Annotated in this window: 13 protein-coding genes; 6 read left to right on the forward strand and 7 right to left on the reverse strand. The window is 73.4% G+C overall.

Annotated features, from left to right (window positions below; genetic code table 11):
• Positions 1-92 precede the first annotated feature (92 nt).
• Complete coding sequence (locus tag ACIGEZ_RS20740) at positions 93-884, forward strand: metal-dependent hydrolase (protein ID WP_399833079.1); 792 nt, start codon at positions 93-95, stop codon at positions 882-884.
• A gap of 14 nt (positions 885-898) precedes the next feature.
• On the opposite strand, the gene ACIGEZ_RS20745 is transcribed toward ACIGEZ_RS20740, so the two are convergent.
• Complete coding sequence (locus ACIGEZ_RS20745) at positions 899-1,624, reverse strand: TetR/AcrR family transcriptional regulator (RefSeq protein WP_399833082.1); 726 nt, start codon at positions 1,622-1,624, stop codon at positions 899-901.
• A gap of 106 nt (positions 1,625-1,730) precedes the next feature.
• Here ACIGEZ_RS20745 and ACIGEZ_RS20750 point away from each other — a divergent pair, with 106 nt between their 5' ends.
• Positions 1,731-2,438 carry an NAD(P)-dependent oxidoreductase gene (locus ACIGEZ_RS20750; protein ID WP_399833084.1) on the forward strand — a complete coding sequence of 236 codons (708 nt, stop codon included), beginning with the start codon at positions 1,731-1,733 and terminating at the stop codon, positions 2,436-2,438.
• 24 nt (positions 2,439-2,462) lie between these two features.
• Here ACIGEZ_RS20750 and ACIGEZ_RS20755 read toward each other — a convergent pair whose 3' ends face one another.
• On the reverse strand, positions 2,463-2,918 hold the full coding sequence (locus ACIGEZ_RS20755; protein ID WP_399833086.1) for an Lrp/AsnC family transcriptional regulator: 456 nt from the start codon (positions 2,916-2,918) through the stop codon (positions 2,463-2,465).
• Between the two features lie 93 nt (positions 2,919-3,011).
• Here ACIGEZ_RS20755 and ACIGEZ_RS20760 point away from each other — a divergent pair, with 93 nt between their 5' ends.
• Together ACIGEZ_RS20760 and ACIGEZ_RS20765 are read left to right on the forward strand one after the other, a co-directional pair.
• The gene (locus ACIGEZ_RS20760; protein WP_399833088.1) at positions 3,012-3,824 is read left to right on the forward strand and encodes a TIGR03619 family F420-dependent LLM class oxidoreductase; all 813 of its coding nucleotides are present in this window, start codon (positions 3,012-3,014) and stop codon (positions 3,822-3,824) included.
• Positions 3,821-4,258: a nucleoside deaminase gene (locus ACIGEZ_RS20765; protein WP_399833090.1), complete on the forward strand. Its 438-nt coding sequence runs from the start codon at positions 3,821-3,823 to the stop codon at positions 4,256-4,258. Before ACIGEZ_RS20760 ends, ACIGEZ_RS20765 begins: the two co-directional genes overlap by 4 nt.
• Before the next feature lie 18 nt (positions 4,259-4,276).
• Here the strand turns inward: ACIGEZ_RS20765 and ACIGEZ_RS20770 are convergent, their stop codons facing one another.
• Positions 4,277-6,058 carry an ABC transporter ATP-binding protein gene (locus ACIGEZ_RS20770; protein WP_399833092.1) on the reverse strand — a complete coding sequence of 594 codons (1,782 nt, stop codon included), beginning with the start codon at positions 6,056-6,058 and terminating at the stop codon, positions 4,277-4,279.
• Positions 6,055-7,881 (reverse strand): ABC transporter transmembrane domain-containing protein, encoded by a 1,827-nt coding sequence (locus ACIGEZ_RS20775; protein WP_399833094.1) that lies wholly within the window; start codon positions 7,879-7,881, stop codon positions 6,055-6,057. The genes ACIGEZ_RS20770 and ACIGEZ_RS20775 overlap by 4 nt, the downstream gene beginning before the upstream one ends.
• Before the next feature lie 160 nt (positions 7,882-8,041).
• On the opposite strand from ACIGEZ_RS20775, the gene ACIGEZ_RS20780 reads away from it, so the two are divergent.
• The gene (locus ACIGEZ_RS20780) at positions 8,042-9,646 is read left to right on the forward strand and encodes a peptide-N4-asparagine amidase (protein WP_399833095.1); all 1,605 of its coding nucleotides are present in this window, start codon (positions 8,042-8,044) and stop codon (positions 9,644-9,646) included.
• Between the two features lie 52 nt (positions 9,647-9,698).
• Here the strand turns inward: ACIGEZ_RS20780 and ACIGEZ_RS20785 are convergent, their stop codons facing one another.
• From ACIGEZ_RS20785 to ACIGEZ_RS20795, 3 genes are all read right to left on the reverse strand, one after another.
• On the reverse strand, positions 9,699-11,126 hold the full coding sequence (locus tag ACIGEZ_RS20785; protein WP_399833097.1) for a Gfo/Idh/MocA family protein: 1,428 nt from the start codon (positions 11,124-11,126) through the stop codon (positions 9,699-9,701).
• Between the two features lie 151 nt (positions 11,127-11,277).
• A complete protein-coding gene (locus tag ACIGEZ_RS20790) occupies positions 11,278-14,202 on the reverse strand; it encodes an FAD-binding and (Fe-S)-binding domain-containing protein (protein WP_399833099.1) in 2,925 nt (974 codons plus the stop codon).
• A 52-nt stretch (positions 14,203-14,254) separates the two neighbouring features.
• Positions 14,255-14,722, reverse strand: a complete 468-nt coding sequence (locus tag ACIGEZ_RS20795; RefSeq protein WP_399833101.1) for a MarR family winged helix-turn-helix transcriptional regulator — start codon at positions 14,720-14,722, stop codon at positions 14,255-14,257.
• Between the two features lie 94 nt (positions 14,723-14,816).
• On the opposite strand from ACIGEZ_RS20795, the gene ACIGEZ_RS20800 reads away from it, so the two are divergent.
• Positions 14,817-16,673 carry an ABC transporter ATP-binding protein gene (locus ACIGEZ_RS20800; protein ID WP_399833103.1) on the forward strand — a complete coding sequence of 619 codons (1,857 nt, stop codon included), beginning with the start codon at positions 14,817-14,819 and terminating at the stop codon, positions 16,671-16,673.
• Positions 16,674-16,895: the final 222 nt, after the last annotated feature.

Below are 16,895 nucleotides of genomic sequence, written 5' to 3' on the forward strand. Positions count from 1 at the left end.
ACGATAGGCTGGCCCGTCGACCGGTCGTGCACCGGCTGTCCGACCGGCCGTCAACTGGGCGCCGGCGCACGAGGAATGGGGCGGGAACGACCATGATGGGACCGGCGCACTCGCTGTCCGGAGCGGCGGCCTGGCTGGGCGTCGGGGCGGCTGCCGCCGCCTTCGACCACCCGATGCCGTGGCCGGTCCTCGTCGTCGGAGCGCTCATCTGCGCCGGCGCGGCCCTCGCCCCCGACCTCGACCACAAGTCCGCGACCATCTCGCGCGCCTTCGGGCCGATATCCCGCGGCCTGTGCGAGATCGTCGACAAGCTGTCGTACGCCGTCTACAAGGCGACCCGCTCCTCCGCCGACCCGCGCAGGTCCGGCGGCCACCGCACGCTCACCCACACCTGGCTGTGGGCGGTCCTGATCGGCGTAGGCAGCTCGGCCCTCGCGGTCACCGGGGGGCGCTGGGCGGTGCTGGCGATCCTCTTCGTCCACCTGGTCCTCGCGGTCGAGGGCCTGCTGTGGCGGGCCGCGCGGATGTCCAGCGACGTCCTGGTGTGGCTGCTCGGCGCGACCAGCGCCTGGATCCTCGCGGGTGTCCTGGACCAGCCCGGCAACGGCGCCGGCTGGCTGTTCACCGGAGCCGGCCAGGAGTACCTGTGGCTCGGCCTGCCGATCGTCCTCGGCGCCCTCGTCCACGACGTCGGCGACGCCCTGACCGTCTCGGGCTGCCCGATCCTGTGGCCCATCCCGGTGGGCCGCAAGCGCTGGTACCCGATCGGCCCGCCGAAGGGCATGCGCTTCCGGGCGGGCAGCTGGGTCGAGCTGAAGGTCCTGATGCCGGCGTTCATGGTGCTCGGCGGAGTGGGCGGGGCGTCGGCGCTCGGCTTCCTGTAGCTCTCCGATGCCGCTCAGGCCGTCTGCGGCGGGATGCCCAGGGTCCGGGTGAGCTGGGCCAGTTCCTCCTGGAAGAGCTTGTCCGGGCTCGAGGTCTGGCGGGCGAGATGGCCGTACACCTCCAGGGCCACCATGCCGTGCAGGTGTCCCCAGATGCGCAGGGCGAGCGCCACGGCGGCGGGCGGCAGCTCGGGGAAGGCAGGGCGGACCTTGTCGAGGAGCCCGGCGTCGAAGTCGGACCAGTCGAAGGCGCTGCCCCGGTAGAGCGGTTCGGCGTACGGCCAGGCCGCCGCCGCCAGCGCGGTGAGCCCGGTGCACACGCGGCGGGCCGCGTCCGGCGCGGGGCCGCCCTCGGGGGCCCGGTAGCCGGGGACGGGGTCGCCGTAGACGAGCCGGAAGCCCTCGGGGTTGGCCAGGGCCCAGCCGCGGAAGGCGCGGGCCCAGGCCAGGATGCGGGCGGCCGGGTCGCCGGTGGGGGCGTTGGCCCAGGCCGCGTCGACGGCGTCCGCGAGCGCTGAGTACACGTCGTCGATGAGTGTGCTCACCAGGTCGTCGCGGGTGGCGAAGTAGCCGTAGATCGCGTTGGCCGTCATGCCCATCTCGCGGGCGATGGCCCGCAGGGTGATGGCATCGGGCCCGCCGGTGGCCATGAGCCTCAGGGCCGTGGTCTTGATCTCGGCCGTCGTCTCGGCCCGCAGCCGCTCGCGCCGGCCTCGCACGACCCGTTCCGTTCCTGTCACGCAAAGTACTCTACAGCGTCACTTGAGGGCGTCCATGTGCATAAACTTCACGGCGTATAGTTTTCGCACGCCGTTCTCTTCGGCGGTCGCGACACAGGGGAGAGTCATGTTCATCGGAGTCATCGGAGCCACCGGCACCATCGGCAGCCGCGTCGTCGCGGAAGCGCTGGAGCGGGGCCACCACGTCCGGGCCTTCAGCCGCGACGCCACGCGGCCGGCGGCGGGCGAGACCCGCGGCGACATCACCTGGGCGAGCCTCGACGTCCTCGACCCGGCGGCCGTCGCCGCCGTGCTGCCCGGCCTCGACGTTCTCGTCAGCGCCTTCCAGCCGGGGAACGCGGCCCGGGACCTCGGTGACACCGTGGAGCGCTCGATCGCCGACCCCACCGTCTACGCGGGCGCCGCGCGGTCCCTGCTGAAGGCGCTGGAGAGCCACCCGAGGACCCGGCTCATCGTGGTCGGCGGCGCCGGCAGTCTGGAGACCGGGCCCGGGGTGGTGCTCGCCGACGACGAGGTGCGGATCCACGAGACCCTCGACGCGATCGGGCTGCCCCGCGCGTACGCGGCGGCGGTACGCGGCCACCGCGACGCGCTGAACGTGCTGCGCACCTCGAACCGGCTCTGGACCTACTTCAGCCCCGCCGAGGACATCGCCCCCGGGGAGCGCACCCGCCGCTTCCGGCTCGGCGGCGACGAGGCCGTACGCGACGCCGACGGGCGCAGCCGCATCTCGGCCGAGGACGCCGCCGTCGCCCTGGTCGACGAGGCGGAGCTGCCCCGCTTCGTGCAGCGCCGCTTCACCGTCGGCTACTGAGGGAGCCCGGACCGGTGCCTGTGATCAAGGCACCTGGGGCCGGCCGGGCCCGCGCCACGGCATCGTCCGGCTGTAGACGACGCTCGTGGTCGTGCTGCCGAATCCGGCCAGCTCGTCCACCAGCGTCTCCAGGTGCTCCATGGAGGTGGCGGCCACCTTGAGGGTGTAGCAGTCGTCGCCGGTGGTGCGCAGGCACTCCAGGATCTCCCGGCGCTCGTCGAGCATCCGCCGCAGCGGCTCGTGGCGGTTGCCCGGGTACTTCAGCCGGACGACGGCGAGCACCGGGTAGCCGACCTTCGCCAGGTCGACCACCGCCTGGTAGCCGGTGACCACGCCCGCCGCCTCCAGCTGGCGCACCCGCTCCGTGGTGGCCGACGGGCTGAGGCGCACCCGCCGGCCCAGTTCGCTGAGGGAGATCCGGGCCTCCAGCTGCAGCTGTTCGATGATTGCCCAGTCCACGTCGTCGAGATTCACGGCCATGGCCCGACGATACCGGGAAACTCACGGGGGAAGCCCATGATCACAGGGAGATGCCTCTTCAGCTCGCCATGATCGCGGGGATAGCCTCCGACCATGCGAATCGGCGTGAACGTACCGAACTTCGGCCCCGGCACCGACCCCGGCGTGCTGCGCGACTGGGCGCGGACCGTGGAGGACCTCGGCTTCGACCTCCTCATGGTGTCGGACCACGTGGCCGTCACCCCGGACGTCGCCGAGCGGTACCCGGAGCCGTTCCACGAACCGTTCACCACGCTCGCCTGGCTCGCCGGGATCACCACCCGGGTACGGCTCGGCACGACCGTGCTCGTGCTGCCCTACCGGCACCCCCTGCTCGTGGCACGGATGGCCGCCACGCTCGACGGCCTCAGCGACGGCCGGCTGGTGCTCGGCGTCGGCATCGGCTGGGCGCGACAGGAGTTCGACGCGCTCGGCGTGCCGTTCACCGCGCGCGGCAGGCTGACCGACGACGGCCTGCGCACCCTGCGCGAGACCTGGCGGGCCCAGGCGAAGGCGCCGACCGTGCCGCTCTGGGTGGGCGGCAACAGCGAGGCGGGCATCCGCCGGGCCATCCGCTTCGGCGACGCCTGGCACCCGCTGCGGGGCACGCTTCCCTGGATGCGCTCGGTCGTGACCCGGCACGAACTGCCGGGCTTCGCACCCCGTATCGCCCTGCGCCGGACCGCGACCCCGGTCGACGACCCCGAGCGGCTCGCCGGCGTCGGCACCATCGAACAGATCCTGGACGACCTCGACCAGCTCGAACGGCTCGGCGCCGACACCGTCGTACTCGACCCCTACCACGGCGACCCGGAGGAGACCCGACGGCCCGGAGCGGCCTGGCAGACCCTCACCGCCGTGGCCGACCACCGGAGGACAGCACCGTGATCACCCCTGCCGACGAGAAGCTCCTGCGACGCGCCATCGACCTCGCGGCGAACGCAGTCGTCCTCGGCGACGCCCCCTACGGCTCCCTGCTGGCCGGCCCCGACGGCACGGTCCTCGCCGAGGCCCACAACACCGTGCGGCGCGACGACGACATCACCGCCCACCCCGAGCTGAAGCTCGCCCGCTGGGCGGCCCGCGAACTCGACCCCGACACGGCAGCGCGGACCACCCTGTACACCAGCTGCGAGCCCTGCGGCATGTGCGCCGGGGCCATCGTCCGCTCCGGACTGGGCCGGGTCGTCCACGCGCTGTCCACCGAACAGCTCGTCGCCCTCAACCCGGAGTCGGGGGCCTGGCCGGCGGTGCCGCAGGACGGCCCCGCCCTCTTCGACCGGGCCCGCGCCCCGATCGAGGCCTACTACCACCGGGCGTGAACCCCGCGGCGCCGCCCGCTACCCGTGCCAGGAGCGCCACAGGGCCGCGTACGCCCCGTCCGCCGTCACCAGGTCGTCGTGGCTGCCGAGTTCGCTGATCCGGCCGCCCTCGACGACCGCGATCAGGTCGGCGTCGTGTGCGGTGTGCAGCCGGTGGGCGATGGCGACGACCGTGCGGCCGTCCAGGACCCGGGCCAGCGAGCGCTCCAGGTGGCGGGCGGCGCGCGGGTCGAGCAGCGAGGTCGCCTCGTCCAGGACCAGGGTGTGCGGGTCGGCGAGGACGAGCCGGGCGAGGGCGACCTGCTGGGCCTGGGCCGGGGTGAGGGCCTGACCGCCCGAGCCGACCTCGGTGTCGAGGCCCGCGTCGAGGGCCTTCGCCCAGCCGTCCGCGTCCACCGCCGCAAGAGCCGCCCACAGCTCGGTGTCCCCGGCGCCCGCGCGGGCGAGCAGCAGGTTGTCGCGGAGCGATCCGACGAAGACGTGGTGCTCCTGGTTGACCAGGGCCACGTGCTCGCGGACCCGCTCGGCCGGCATCCGCGCCAGCTCGGCCGAGCCGAGGGTGACCGAACCCGTGCGCGGGGCGTAGATGCCCGCGAGCAGCCGGCCGAGCGTCGACTTGCCGGCGCCCGAGGGGCCGACCAGGGCGAGCCGGGTGCCGGGGGCCACGTCCATCGACACCCGGTGCAGCACGTCCACGCCCTCGCGGTAGCCGAAGTGCACCTCGTCGGCGCGGACCGCCCGGCCCTCGGGCCGTACCCCCTCGTCACCCGTGTCGGGCTCGATGTCCCGGACGCCCACGAGCCGGGCCAGCGACACCTGGGCGACCTGGAGCTCGTCGTACCAGCGCAGGACGATCCCGATCGGGTCGACGAGCATCTGCGCGAGCAGGGCGCCCGTGGTCAGCCGGCCCACGTCGATCCAGCCCTCCAGGACGAACACCCCGCCGAGCAGCAGGACCGAGGCGAGCACCGTGGTGTGGGTGAGGTTGACGACCGGGAAGAGCACCGAGCGAAGGAAGAGCGTGTACCGCTCCCACGCCGTCCATTCCCTGATGCGCTGGTCGGACAGCGCGATCCGGCGCCTGCCGAGGCGGTGCGCCTCGACCGTACGGCCCGCGTCCACGGTCTCGGCGAGCGCGGCGGCCACGGCCGCGTACCCGGCGGACTCCGAGCGGTACGCGGACGGTGCCCGCTTGAAGTACCAGCGGCAGCCCACGATCAGCAGCGGTGCGGCGAGCAGCAGCGTGAGCGCGAGCGGCGGCGCGGTCACCGCGATACCGCCGATGAGCAGCCCCGCCCACACGACGCCGATGGCGAGCTGCGGCACGGCCTCGCGCATCGCGTTGGCGAGCCGGTCGATGTCCGTGGTGATACGGGAGAGCAGATCGCCCGTGCCCGCCCGTTCCAGGACGCCCGGCGGGAGGGCGACCGAGCGGACGAGGAAGTCCTCGCGCAGATCGGCCAGCATCTCCTCGCCGAGCATCGCCCCGCGCAGCCGTACGAGCCGGGTGAACGCCGTCTGGACCAGCAGGGCCACGGCGAACAGCGCGGCCGTGCGCTCCAGATGGAGCTCGCGGTCCCCGTCCGTCAGTCCCTCGACGACCGAGCCGAGCAGATAGGGACCCGCCATCGAGGCGGTCACCGCGACCGCGTTGACCCCGATCAGGAGGGCGAACGCGCCGCGGTGACGGCGCAGCAGATCCCGGACGTAGCCCCGGACCGTCGCGGCGGAGCCGACGGGCAGCGTCGTCGCCGACCGGGGGGCCGCCGGGTCGTACGCCGGTGGCGCGAAGCCGGTCATGCCGACTCTCCTTCCAGCTCTTCGAGCGCACCGAGTCCCTCGACACCGCTGCCGAGGGCGGTCGCGGTACGGGCGAGCTCCTCGTCCGTCTCACGGGTGACGACGGCCCGGTAGCGGGGCTCGCCGGCCAGCAGCTCGCGGTGCGTGCCGACCGCGACCGCCGCGCCCTCGTGGACCAGGACGACTTGGTCGGCGAGGTCGAGCAGCAGCGGCGAGGAGGCGAGCACCACCGTCGTACGGCCCGTGCGCAGCCGCTTGATCCCGGCGGCGACGCCGGCCTCGGTGTGCGAGTCGACCGCCGAGGTCGGCTCGTCGAGCACCAGCACCTCCGGGTCGGTGACCAGCGAGCGGGCCAGCGCGAGCCGCTGGCGCTGGCCGCCCGAGAGCGACCGGCCGCGTTCGGTGATCCTGGTCCGCATCGGGTCGCCGCCGGTGTCGACGGAGGCCTGGGCGAGGGCGTCCAGGACGTCCCCGCACTGGGCAGCGTCCAGCGCGCCGGCCGCCGCGACCTTCCCCGAGGCCGGCACGTCGAGCAGCTCGCCCAGGGTGCCCGAGAGCAGCACCGGGTCCTTGTCCTGGACGAGGACGGCGGTACGGGCGGTGTCCAGCGCGAGTTCGTCGAGCGCCACGCCGCCGAGCAGCACGGACGCGTGCGCGTCGCCGGGCTCCGCCGGGTGGCCGCCGAGGCGGTCCGCGAGCCGGCCGGCCGCGTCCGGGTCGCCGCACACCACCGCCGTGAGCCGGCCCGCCGGGGCGAGCACCCCGGTCACCGGGTCGTACAGGTCGCCGCCCGGCGCCTCACCGCCCTCCCCGGCCTTCGCCGTGGTCGTACGGGACAGCGACAGCACCCGCGCGGCCCGCTTCGCGGACGGCCGGGAGAAGGAGAACGCCATCGCGATCTCCTCGAAGTTGCGCAGCGGATGGTGGGTGAGCGCCACCGCGCCGTACACGGTGACCAGTTCGCCGACCTCGATCCGCCCGTCGAGCGCCAGACGCGCCCCGTGGACGACGACGGCGACGAGCAACAGGCCGGGCAGCAGCACCTGGATCGCCGCGATCAGGGCCCACATCCGGGCGCTGCGGACGGCGGCCCTGCGGACCTCCTGGGAGGCGGCCCGGTAGCGGCCGAGGAACAGCTCCTCGCCGCCGATGCCGCGCAGCACGCGCAGTCCCGCGACGGTGTCGGAGGCCAGCTCGGTGGCCCGGCCCGCCTTCTCGCGCTGCTCGTCGGCCCGGCGGGTGGCGCGGGGGAGGAGCGGCAGCGTGGCCAGGGCGAGGACGGGGACGCCGAGTGCGACGAGCAGGCCCAGGTCCGGCTGGTAGACGACGAGCGCGACGCACACGACCAGGAGGGTGACGGCGGCGGCCGCGAAGCGGGAGGCGGCCTCGACGAACCAGCCGATCTTCTCGACGTCCACGGTGGAGACGGCGACGACCTCGCCCGCCGCGACCCGGCGGGTCAGCACCGAGCCCAGCTCGGCGGTCTTGCGGGAGAGCAGCTGCTGGACGCGGGCGGCGGCGGTGATCCAGTTGGTGACCGCCGTACGGTGCAGCATCACGTCGCCGACCGCGATGGCCAGCCCGAGGACGCCGAGCAGCACCCCGGCGAGCGCGAGGCGCCCGCCGTCGCGGTCGACGACGGCCTGGACGGCGAGTCCGACGCCGAGCGGCAGACCGGCGATGCCCAGCTGCAGGAGCAGGCCCCAGAGCAGGCATCTCACCTGCCCGCCGAGCTGGTTGCGGCCGAGCCAGAGGAGGAACCTGGTGCCCGAGCGGACATCCGGGACCCCTGGGTCGGCGTACGGTAGGTCGCGAATCTGCATGGTGTCCCAAGGGCTTCGACCGAGTGTCTCGAACCGGTCAAGGCTCGCTCCGCCGGCCGCCGCTCGGCAATCGATTTTCCGGCAACTCGGAACAGAACGCGCCAAGGCAGACCCACGCCCTCTGGACCGCATCCCGGGGCCCGCGCTTCACTCCGGACCCATGAGACAACGGAAGATCATGAGCATGATCGGCGGCCTCACCCTGGCCGCGGGACTGCTGCTCGCCGCACCCGCGGCCCACGCGGACGAGGCCCCCGACACCCCGCCGGCCGAGTTCACCAGCGACTGGCACGACCCGGTGACCGCCGCGCCGCCCGTCGCGACCCCCGGTACGCGCACCTGCCAAGTGACCCTGGCGGCCGCCCGGTTCCGCGACTTCACGCCGTACCAGGGGAGCTACACACCCCCGAAGGAGTGCGGCAAGCGCTGGAACAAGGTGGTGCTGCGCCTCGAAGGCACGGTGAAGGGCCGCCAGTACGACCGGCTCGGCTACCTGACCGTCGGTGGCGTGGAGCTCTTCCGCACCTCCACCCCGCAGCCCTCGCCCGACGGCATCGCCTGGTCCGTCGAGAAGGACGTCACCCGCTACCGCGACACCCTCAGCCGCCCCCAGCCCGTCGAGATGCTCATCGGCAACGTCGTCGACGACACGTACACCGGGATCTTCGACGTCCGCGTCACCCTCACCTTCCACACCGCCGAGGGCGGGGCGAAGCCCGCCGCCGGCACCCCCGACCGCGTCCTGCCGCTCACCGGCGCCACCCTCACCACCCCGCGCAACACCGAGCGGATCCTCGCCGAGGTGTACGCCACCGGCTCCGGCGGCGGCTGCGAGGAGTACTGGTACCTCACCGTCCCGGACGCCGCGCCCTACTCCTGCAAGGCGACCGACGGGCCGTACCGGGAGGTGCGGATCTCCGTCGACGGCCGACTCGCCGGCATCGCCGCGCCGTTCCCCACCGTCTGGACCGGCGGCTGGTCCAACCCCTTCCTCTGGTACGTGACCCCCGGGCCGCGCGCCTTCGACATCCAGCCGATCGTCTACGACCTGACCCCCTTCGCGGCGCTCCTCAACGACGGTCGCGCCCACCGTGTGGAGGTCTCCGTGGCCGGCGTCCCGGCCGGGCAGACCGGCTGGAGCACCCCCATCAACGTGCTGCTCTGGCAGGACGAGGGCCGCGCGGTCGTCACCGGCGCGCTCGACCGGCACGAGGCCGGCGAGCCGCTCAACTCGGCGGTGTACACGGCCGGTTCGCCCCACCGTCTGGAGACCACCGGCGGGCACACCCTCACCGTCGCCGGCCATCTGAACACCTCGCACGGCCGGGTCTCCACCACCGTCACCCGCACCCTCGACCACCGCTCCACGCACCGCTGGGGCGCGGACGAGAACCCGGACGCGCTCACCGCCCGCTGGACCGACGACGAGACGGTCACCGTCGGCCGGACCGCCACCCGCGCCCACCGCACGTACACGATGGACGGCGAGACGACCGTCGGCGCGGGCGACCGGCTGCGGACCGTCCTCACCCTCGGCGACCGCGCCTCCGTCACGGTCGTACGCGGCGGGAAGCAGCTGTCCTGGTCCCGGCTCGACGACACGTACACCGGCGACGCCACGTACACCACGGGCGTCCCGCGCGACCAGCGGCACGCGGTCGGCACCACCGCCGAGCGCTACCGCCTCCACGGCTCCGGCGGCTGCCACGACCGCTCCCTGAAGACCGTCCAGGGCACCCTCGTCGAGGACCTGCGGCGCTGCTGAGAAGCGGGTGTCCGGGCCCCGGCAGCTCGCCGTGGCCCGGACACCGGGGAGGTCAGGCCGGCCTGGCCGAGTCCACGCCGGAGCGGGCCTTGCGCCACTCGCCGCGCGTGAAGTCCGGGATGGCCTGAGGAGCGCCCTTCGCCTTGATCGAGGCGTGGCTCAGCGGCACCGGCGAGGTCCAGGTCGCCGCGTCGTACACGTCGAAGTCGGGGACGAGCCCCAGCTGCATGCACTGCATGAGCCGGAACACCATGAGGTAGTCCATGCCGCCGTGGCCGCCGGGGGGGTCGGCGTGCTCCTTCCACAGCCAGTGGTCGAACTCCGCCGCGTACGCGCCGAAGTCGGCCCACTGGTCGCCCTTGTGGTCCGGTTCCAGATAGATCCGCGCCGGATAGTCCTCGAAGACGCCGCGGGTGCCGCCGAGGCTGTTGATCCGGCTGTAGGGGTGCGGCGTGGAGACGTCGTGTTCCAGGCGGATGACCCGGCCCCGCGCCGTCTGGACCAGACTGATCGTCCGGTCGCTCTCGATGTACGACTCCTTCCAGCTCGGGTCGCCCTTCGGCATGTGGGCGGCCCGGTACTCGGCGAGGCCGAGCGCGGGCGTGCCGAAGCTGCTGATGCTGACGACCCGGTCGCCCCGGTTGACGTCCATGTAGTTGGCGACCGGGCCGAAGCCGTGGTTGGGGTAGAGGTCGCCGCGCAGCCGGGTGTGCCAGAGGCGGCGCCAGGGGCCCTCGTAGTACGTCGGCGAGAACATCAGCGCGCGCAGGTCGTGGTTGTACGCGCCCGCGCCGTGCAGGAGCTCGCCGAACTTGCCGGCGTGCGCCATGCGCAGCACCCGCATCTCGTTGCGCCCGTAACAGCAGTTCTCCAGCTGCATGCAGTGCCGCCGGGTCTGCTCGGACAGGTCGACGAGCTCCCACAGGTGCTCGAGCCGGAGCGCGACCGGACACTCGACGCCGACGTGCTTGCCGTGCAGCATCGCCTCTTTGGCCATCTCGAAGTGCAGGTCCCAGGGCGTGGCCACGTGGACGAAGTCGACGTCCGTGCGCTCGTACAGCCTGAGGTAGTCGTCCTCGCCGCTTGCGTAGACGGCGGGGGAGGGCCGGCCCGCGGCGACGACCTTGGCGGCGGCCTGCTCGGCCTTCGCCTTCACCGGGTCGCAGACCGCGACCACCCGGACGCCCGGCAGGGCCAGATAGAGGTCGATCATGCTGCCGCCGCGGTTGCCGAGCCCGACGAGGGCGACCCGGACCGTGGAGCGGCGCTCGAAGGGGACACCGGCCATGGTGGCGCCCTTGCGGGGCGGGGTGGCGGGCGCCGTCCCGGAGTGCGCTTCGGCGGCGGTGGCCGCCTCGGCGGGGGCTGCCGCCTCGGCGGGGGCCGCTCCTAAGGAGCCGAGGCCGAGTCCGGCACCTGCGGCACCCGTGGTCCTGAGGACGGAGCGGCGGCTGGGGCGCGGGGGAGTGCTGTCGGTCATGGAACCTCCGATTGCCGTGAGTGCATGGTGGGTTCATGAATCCCGAACAGGACCTTGGCCGTTGATGCTCCTGATCCGCAAGGGCGCCGTTTGGACTTGTGCGTAGCGGTGGTTGGACTCCTCGGACTCCTCTGTTCCGGTGGCGAGGGCCTTACGGGCGGGTCGCGCGCTCCAGCTCCAGCAGAGCGGAGTAGTACGTGCGACCGGTGGCCCGGTCCATGCCGATCTCGCACATCCGGTTCGCCGACAGATGCGCGTCGAACGGCCGGGCACCGACCTCGGCCGCCTCCCGGGCCGTGGCCGACGCCGTCAGCTCCGGGTGCAGCATCCCCCGGTCGCCGGCGAAGGCGCAGCAGCCGGCGTCGACCGGGACCACGACCTCCTCCGCGCACGCCCCGGCGAGCGCGGTCAGCCGGTCCTCGTCGCCCAGGAGCCGCATCGAGCAGGTCGGGTGCACCACCGCCGAGCCGACCCGGTGGCGTACGTCGAGCCGGGGCAGCAGCTCGTCCGCCGCCCACACCAGCGAGTCGACCACCGTCAGCTCCGCGTGCAGCTCCCGGTTGTCGTCGGTGAGGTACGGCACCACCTCGTGGGCGATGCCGAGGGTGCAGGAGGAAGCGTCCACCACCAGCGGAAGGCGGCCGCCTGCGGTCCAGCCCCAGGCCGCCTCGACGATCCGGTTGGCCATCACCTCGTTGCCGCGCTCGTACCCCTTGGAGTGCCAGATCGTCGCGCAGCACGTCCCCGTCACGTCGTCCGGGATCCACACCGGCCGCCCTGCCCGCGCCGAGAGCGCCACCACGGCCTCGGGCAGCGACGGGCCTTCGAGGCCGCCGGGGTTGCCGAAGATCCGGTTCACACAGGCCGGGTAGTAGACGGCGACGGCGGCCGGGCGGTGGGTGCGGGGCAGCCTGCGGGCGGCCGCGCCCGGGATCTGGGGAAGCCACTCCGGTACGAGGTCGGGGCGCACCGCCCTGCGCGCGAGCCCGGTCACCGACTCCAGGAGCCGGTCCCCGATCCGCTCGGCGGCGCCCGCGGCGAGCCGTGCCGAGGCCTCCACGGCGCGGAAGTTCCGCGCGGTGAGGGCGGCGATCCGTTCCTCGCGCGCGGAGTGCCGCTCGTGCCGGAAGGCCTTCATCAGGGCGCCCGTGTCGATGCCGACCGGGCAGGCCAGCCGGCAGGTGGAGTCGCCGGCGCAGGTGTCGACGGCGTCGTAGCCGTACGACTCCAGGAGGCTGGTCTCGACCCGGGAGCCGTCGGCCTGCCGCATCATCTCGCGGCGCAGCACGATCCGCTGGCGCGGAGTGGTCGTCAGGTCGTGGCTGGGACAGGTGGGTTCGCAGAAGCCGCACTCGATGCACGGGTCGGCGATCGCCTCGACCGTGGGGATGGTCTTCAGGCCCCGCAGGTGGGCCTGCGGATCGCGGTCGAGGACGATGCGGGGGGCGAGCACCCCGTCCGGGTCGATGACCTCCTTGGTCCGCCACATCAGTTCGGTGGCCTTGGCGCCCCACTCCAGCTCGAGGAACGGCGCGATGTTGCGGCCGGTGGCGTGCTCCGCCTTCAGGGAGCCGTCGAAGCGCTCCACGGTCAGCTTGCAGAAGTCGGCCATGAACTCGGCGTACCGCTCGACGTCGGCCGGGTCGCCCGCGTCGAAGGCCAGCAGGAAGTGCAGGTTCCCGTCGGCAGCGTGCCCGGCCACGGCGGCGTCGAAGCCGTGCCGGGCCTGGAGGTCGAGCAGCTCCGCGCAGGCCTCGGCGAGCCGGGCGGGCGGCACCGCGAAGTCCTCGGTGATCAGGGTCGTCCCCGAGGGGCGCGCGCCGCCGACCGCCGTCACGAAGGCCTTGCGGGCCTTCCAGTACCCGGCGATGGTCTTGGGGTCGCGCGTGAAGGCGTTGCTGACGGAGCCGACGGGGGCGACGAGCCGCAGCTCCCCGAGCACGGCCTCGGCGGCCCGCTCGTACGCCTCCTGCGCGGCCTGGTCGGGGGCGCGGAACTCCACGAGCAGGGCGGCCGTGTCCCTGGGCAGCTCCGCCCAGTCGGCCGGCACCCCGGGCACGCGCACCGAGGCCCGCAGCGTGTTGCCGTCCATCAGCTCGACGGCCAGCGCGCCCGCGTCGCGGAAGCGGGGAACGGCGGCGGCCGCGGCGGGCAGCGAGGGGAAGAAGAGCAGCGCCGTGGAGACCTCGCGGTCCAGCGGGAGGGTGTCGAAGACGACCTCGGAGATGAAGCCGAAGGTGCCCTCGGAGCCCACCATCAGGCCGCGCAGGATCTCGACGGGGGTGGCACCGTCGAGGAAGGCGTCGAGCCGGTAGCCGTTGGTGTTCTTGATCCGGTACTTGGCCCGGATCCGGGCGGTGAGCTCCGCGTCCGCCTCGATCTCGGCCTTCAGGGCCATCAGTCCCGCGCACAGCCGCGGCTCCGCCCGGGCCAGCTCCTCGTCGGCGGCCGGGTCGGCGGTGTCGACGACCGTGCCGCTCGGGAGCACGAAGGTGAGCGAGGCGACGGTCCGGTAGGAATTGCGCGTGGTCCCCGCGGTCATGCCGGAGGCGTTGTTGGCGACCACGCCGCCGATCGTGCAGGCGATCGCGCTCGCCGGGTCGGGGCCGAGCACCCGGCCGTGCGGGGCGAGCGCCGCGTTGGCCCGCACCACGGTGGTGCCCGGCCGGATCCGGGCGCGGGCGCCGCCGTCCAGGACCTCGACGCCCGCCCAGTGGCGGCGCACGTCGACCAGGATGTCCTCGCCCTGCGCCTGTCCGTTGAGGCTGGTGCCGGCGGCCCGGAACACCACCTCGCGGCCCTTGCCGTGCGCGTAGGAGAGGACCGCGGACACGTCGTCGAGATCCTCCGCCACCACCACGACCTGGGGCACGAAGCGGTAGGGGCTCGCGTCGGAGGCGTACCGGACCAGATCGGAGATCTTGGACAGCACCTTGCCGGGGCCGAGGACGGCGGTCAGCTCCTCGCGCAGGTGCTTCGGGGTGCCGCGGGCCTGGAGGTCGGGCACCCGGTCGGGCGCCGCCCGCCGCTTCGTACCGGCTCGCAGGGCCCGCGGGTTCGGCTCCAGTACCGGCATGGCGACGGCTCCCCTCCGGCGCGGCCGTACCCCGGTCTCGGCTGCCCCGGTCTCAGCAGACGCGCTCAGGACCGCGGTCGACCAGAGCGGACAGCAGACCTCCGAGCACCTCGCGCTGTTCGACGGTCAGTGGAGCCAGCATGTCCTCTGCGGCCGCCCGGCGCGCGCTGCGCAGCTCCCTCAGTGTGTCGCGGCCGGCGTCGGTGAGCTCGATCCGCACCACCCTGCGGTTCGTCGCATCGGGCACCCGGCGCACCCGGCCGGCCGTCTCCAGGCCGTCGACGAGGCTGGTCACGGCCCGCGGGACGACCTCGAGCCGGGCCGCCAGATCGGCCATCCGGGGCGGCTGCTCGTAGTGCGCGACGGTCCGCAGCAGCCGAGACTGTGCGGGGGTGATGCCGACCGGCTCCAGGTGGTGCTTCTGGATGCGGTGCAGCCGGCGGGTGAGCCGGAGCAGCTGCTCGGCGAGGAGGCCGTCCGGGTCGGGGGCGCCGAGGGCGCCCGGGGCGGGGGTGCTCATGCGGGAACAATATCAGGACCTGGTTCATTGTGAGTGTAGGTAACAATGAGCTACGCTCTCGTCCGTCGTACCGTCTCACCCCTCGTAGGAGCCCATGCATCCGCACGACGAGTCCACCTGGACACCTCCCGCCCGTGACCCGCGGCAGCCCGAGGAGCCCGCCCAGCTGCGGCGCATCCTGCGGCTCTTCCGGCCCTACCGGGGCCGCCTCGCCGTCGTCGGCCTGCTCGTCGGGGCCTCGTCCCTCGTCACGATCGCCTCGCCCTTCCTCCTGCGCGAGATCCTGGACACCGCGATCCCGCAGGGCCGCACCGGACTGCTCAGCCTGCTCGTGCTCGGCATGATCGTCACCGCCGTGACCTCGGGCGTCTTCGGTGTGCTCCAGACCCTGATCTCCACCACGGTCGGCCAGCGCGTCATGCACGACCTGCGCACCGCCGTCTACGCACAGCTCCAGCGGATGCCGCTGGCCTTCTTCACCCGCACCCGCACCGGCGAGGTCCAGTCCCGGATCGCCAACGACATCGGCGGCATGCAGGCGACGGTCACCTCGACCGCCACCTCCCTCGTCTCCAACCTCACCGCGGTCGTCGCCACCGTCGTCGCGATGCTCGCCCTCGACTGGCGGCTCACCCTCGTCTCGCTGCTCCTGCTGCCCGTCTTCGTATGGATCAGCCGCCGGGTCGGGAAAGAGCGCAAGCGGATCACCACCCAGCGCCAGAAGCAGATGGCCGCCATGGCGGCGACCGTCACCGAGTCCCTCTCGGTCAGCGGCATCCTGCTCGGCCGCACCATGGGCCGCGCCGACTCCCTGACCAGGTCCTTCGCCGAGGAGTCCGAGCGCCTCGTCGACCTCGAAGTGCGCTCCTCCATGGCCGGGCGGTGGCGGATGTCCACCATCGGCATCGTGATGGCCGCCATGCCCGCGCTGATCTACTGGGCCGCGGGCCTCGCCCTCCAGGCCGGCGGCCCCGCCGTCTCCCTCGGCACGCTCGTCGCCTTCGTCTCGCTCCAGCAGGGCCTGTTCCGGCCCGCCGTGAGCCTGCTGTCGACCGGTGTGCAGATCCAGACCTCGCTCGCGCTCTTCCAGCGCATCTTCGAGTACCTCGACCTGCCGGTCGAGATCACCGAGCCCGCCGAGCCCGTCCGCCTCGCGAGGACCACCGGGGAGGTGGCCTTCGAGAAGGTCTCCTTCCGCTACGAGCCCGGGGGCGCGGGCCGGGCCACCCTCGACGGCATCGACCTCACCGTCCCGGCCGGCGGCAGCCTCGCCGTGGTCGGCCCCACCGGCTCCGGCAAGTCCACCCTCAGCTACCTGGTGCCACGGCTCTACGACGTCACCGGCGGGCGCGTCACGCTCGACGGCGTGGACGTGCGGGACCTCGACTTCGACACGCTCGCCCGGGCCGTCGGCGTGGTCTCCCAGGAGACCTACCTCTTCCACGCCTCCGTCGCCGACAACCTGCGCTTCGCCAAGCCCGACGCCACCGACGGGGAGATCGAGGCCGCCGCGCGCGCCGCCCAGATCCACGACCACATCGCCTCGCTGCCCGAGGGCTACGACACCCTCGTCGGCGAGCGCGGCTACCGTTTCTCCGGCGGCGAGAAGCAGCGCCTGGCCATCGCCCGCACGATCCTGCGCGACCCGCCGGTGCTGATCCTCGACGAGGCCACCAGCGCCCTCGACACCCGTACCGAACACGCCGTCCAGCGGGCCATCGACGCGCTCTCCGCCGGACGCACCACGATCACCATCGCCCACCGGCTCTCCACCGTCCGCGACGCCGACCAGATCGTCGTCCTGGAGGCCGGCCGGATCGCCGAACGCGGCACGCACGACGAGCTGCTCGCCCGCGACGGGCGGTACGCGGCGCTGGTCCGGCGGGACGCCCAGGCGCCCGCGGCGGCCGAACGCACGAACGTGGGAGCGGTTGTTCCCCAGAACGTGTGATCGTCCCGGATTTCGTTGCCCGACTCCCTTGTGACGGCTGATGATTACGGTGCGCGAGCGACGGGCTGCAGACCGCGACCGCGCAGTCCCACAGAAGTCCCGTACAAGGAGAAGGCACCACCATGAACGTCATCACCACCGTCCTCGCCGGCGTCCTCCACTTCCTGGGCTGGCTCGTCTGACGATCGCCGTACGAGGCACCGCCGGACCCCCGTCCCAGGG

This window comes from Streptomyces sp. NPDC085481 (genome assembly GCF_044541845.1).
Classification (GTDB): Bacteria; Actinomycetota; Actinomycetes; order Streptomycetales; family Streptomycetaceae; genus Streptomyces.

What these genes read in the sequence shown, in the direction of transcription:
- ACIGEZ_RS20740 (WP_399833079.1), top strand. Translation starts at nt 93, where the DNA reads ATGATGGGACCGGCGCACTCGCTGTCCGGAGCGGCGGCCTGGCTGGGC.
- ACIGEZ_RS20750 (WP_399833084.1), top strand. Translation starts at nt 1,731, where the DNA reads ATGTTCATCGGAGTCATCGGAGCCACCGGCACCATCGGCAGCCGCGTC.
- ACIGEZ_RS20755 (WP_399833086.1), bottom strand. Translation starts at nt 2,918, where the DNA reads ATGGCCGTGAATCTCGACGACGTGGACTGGGCAATCATCGAACAGCTG.
- ACIGEZ_RS20760 (WP_399833088.1), top strand. Translation starts at nt 3,012, where the DNA reads ATGCGAATCGGCGTGAACGTACCGAACTTCGGCCCCGGCACCGACCCC.
- ACIGEZ_RS20770 (WP_399833092.1), bottom strand. Translation starts at nt 6,058, where the DNA reads ATGACCGGCTTCGCGCCACCGGCGTACGACCCGGCGGCCCCCCGGTCG.
- ACIGEZ_RS20775 (WP_399833094.1), bottom strand. Translation starts at nt 7,881, where the DNA reads ATGCAGATTCGCGACCTACCGTACGCCGACCCAGGGGTCCCGGATGTC.
- ACIGEZ_RS20780 (WP_399833095.1), top strand. Translation starts at nt 8,042, where the DNA reads ATGAGACAACGGAAGATCATGAGCATGATCGGCGGCCTCACCCTGGCC.
- ACIGEZ_RS20785 (WP_399833097.1), bottom strand. Translation starts at nt 11,126, where the DNA reads ATGACCGACAGCACTCCCCCGCGCCCCAGCCGCCGCTCCGTCCTCAGG.
- ACIGEZ_RS20790 (WP_399833099.1), bottom strand. Translation starts at nt 14,202, where the DNA reads ATGCCGGTACTGGAGCCGAACCCGCGGGCCCTGCGAGCCGGTACGAAG.
- ACIGEZ_RS20795 (WP_399833101.1), bottom strand. Translation starts at nt 14,722, where the DNA reads ATGAGCACCCCCGCCCCGGGCGCCCTCGGCGCCCCCGACCCGGACGGC.
- ACIGEZ_RS20800 (WP_399833103.1), top strand. Translation starts at nt 14,817, where the DNA reads ATGCATCCGCACGACGAGTCCACCTGGACACCTCCCGCCCGTGACCCG.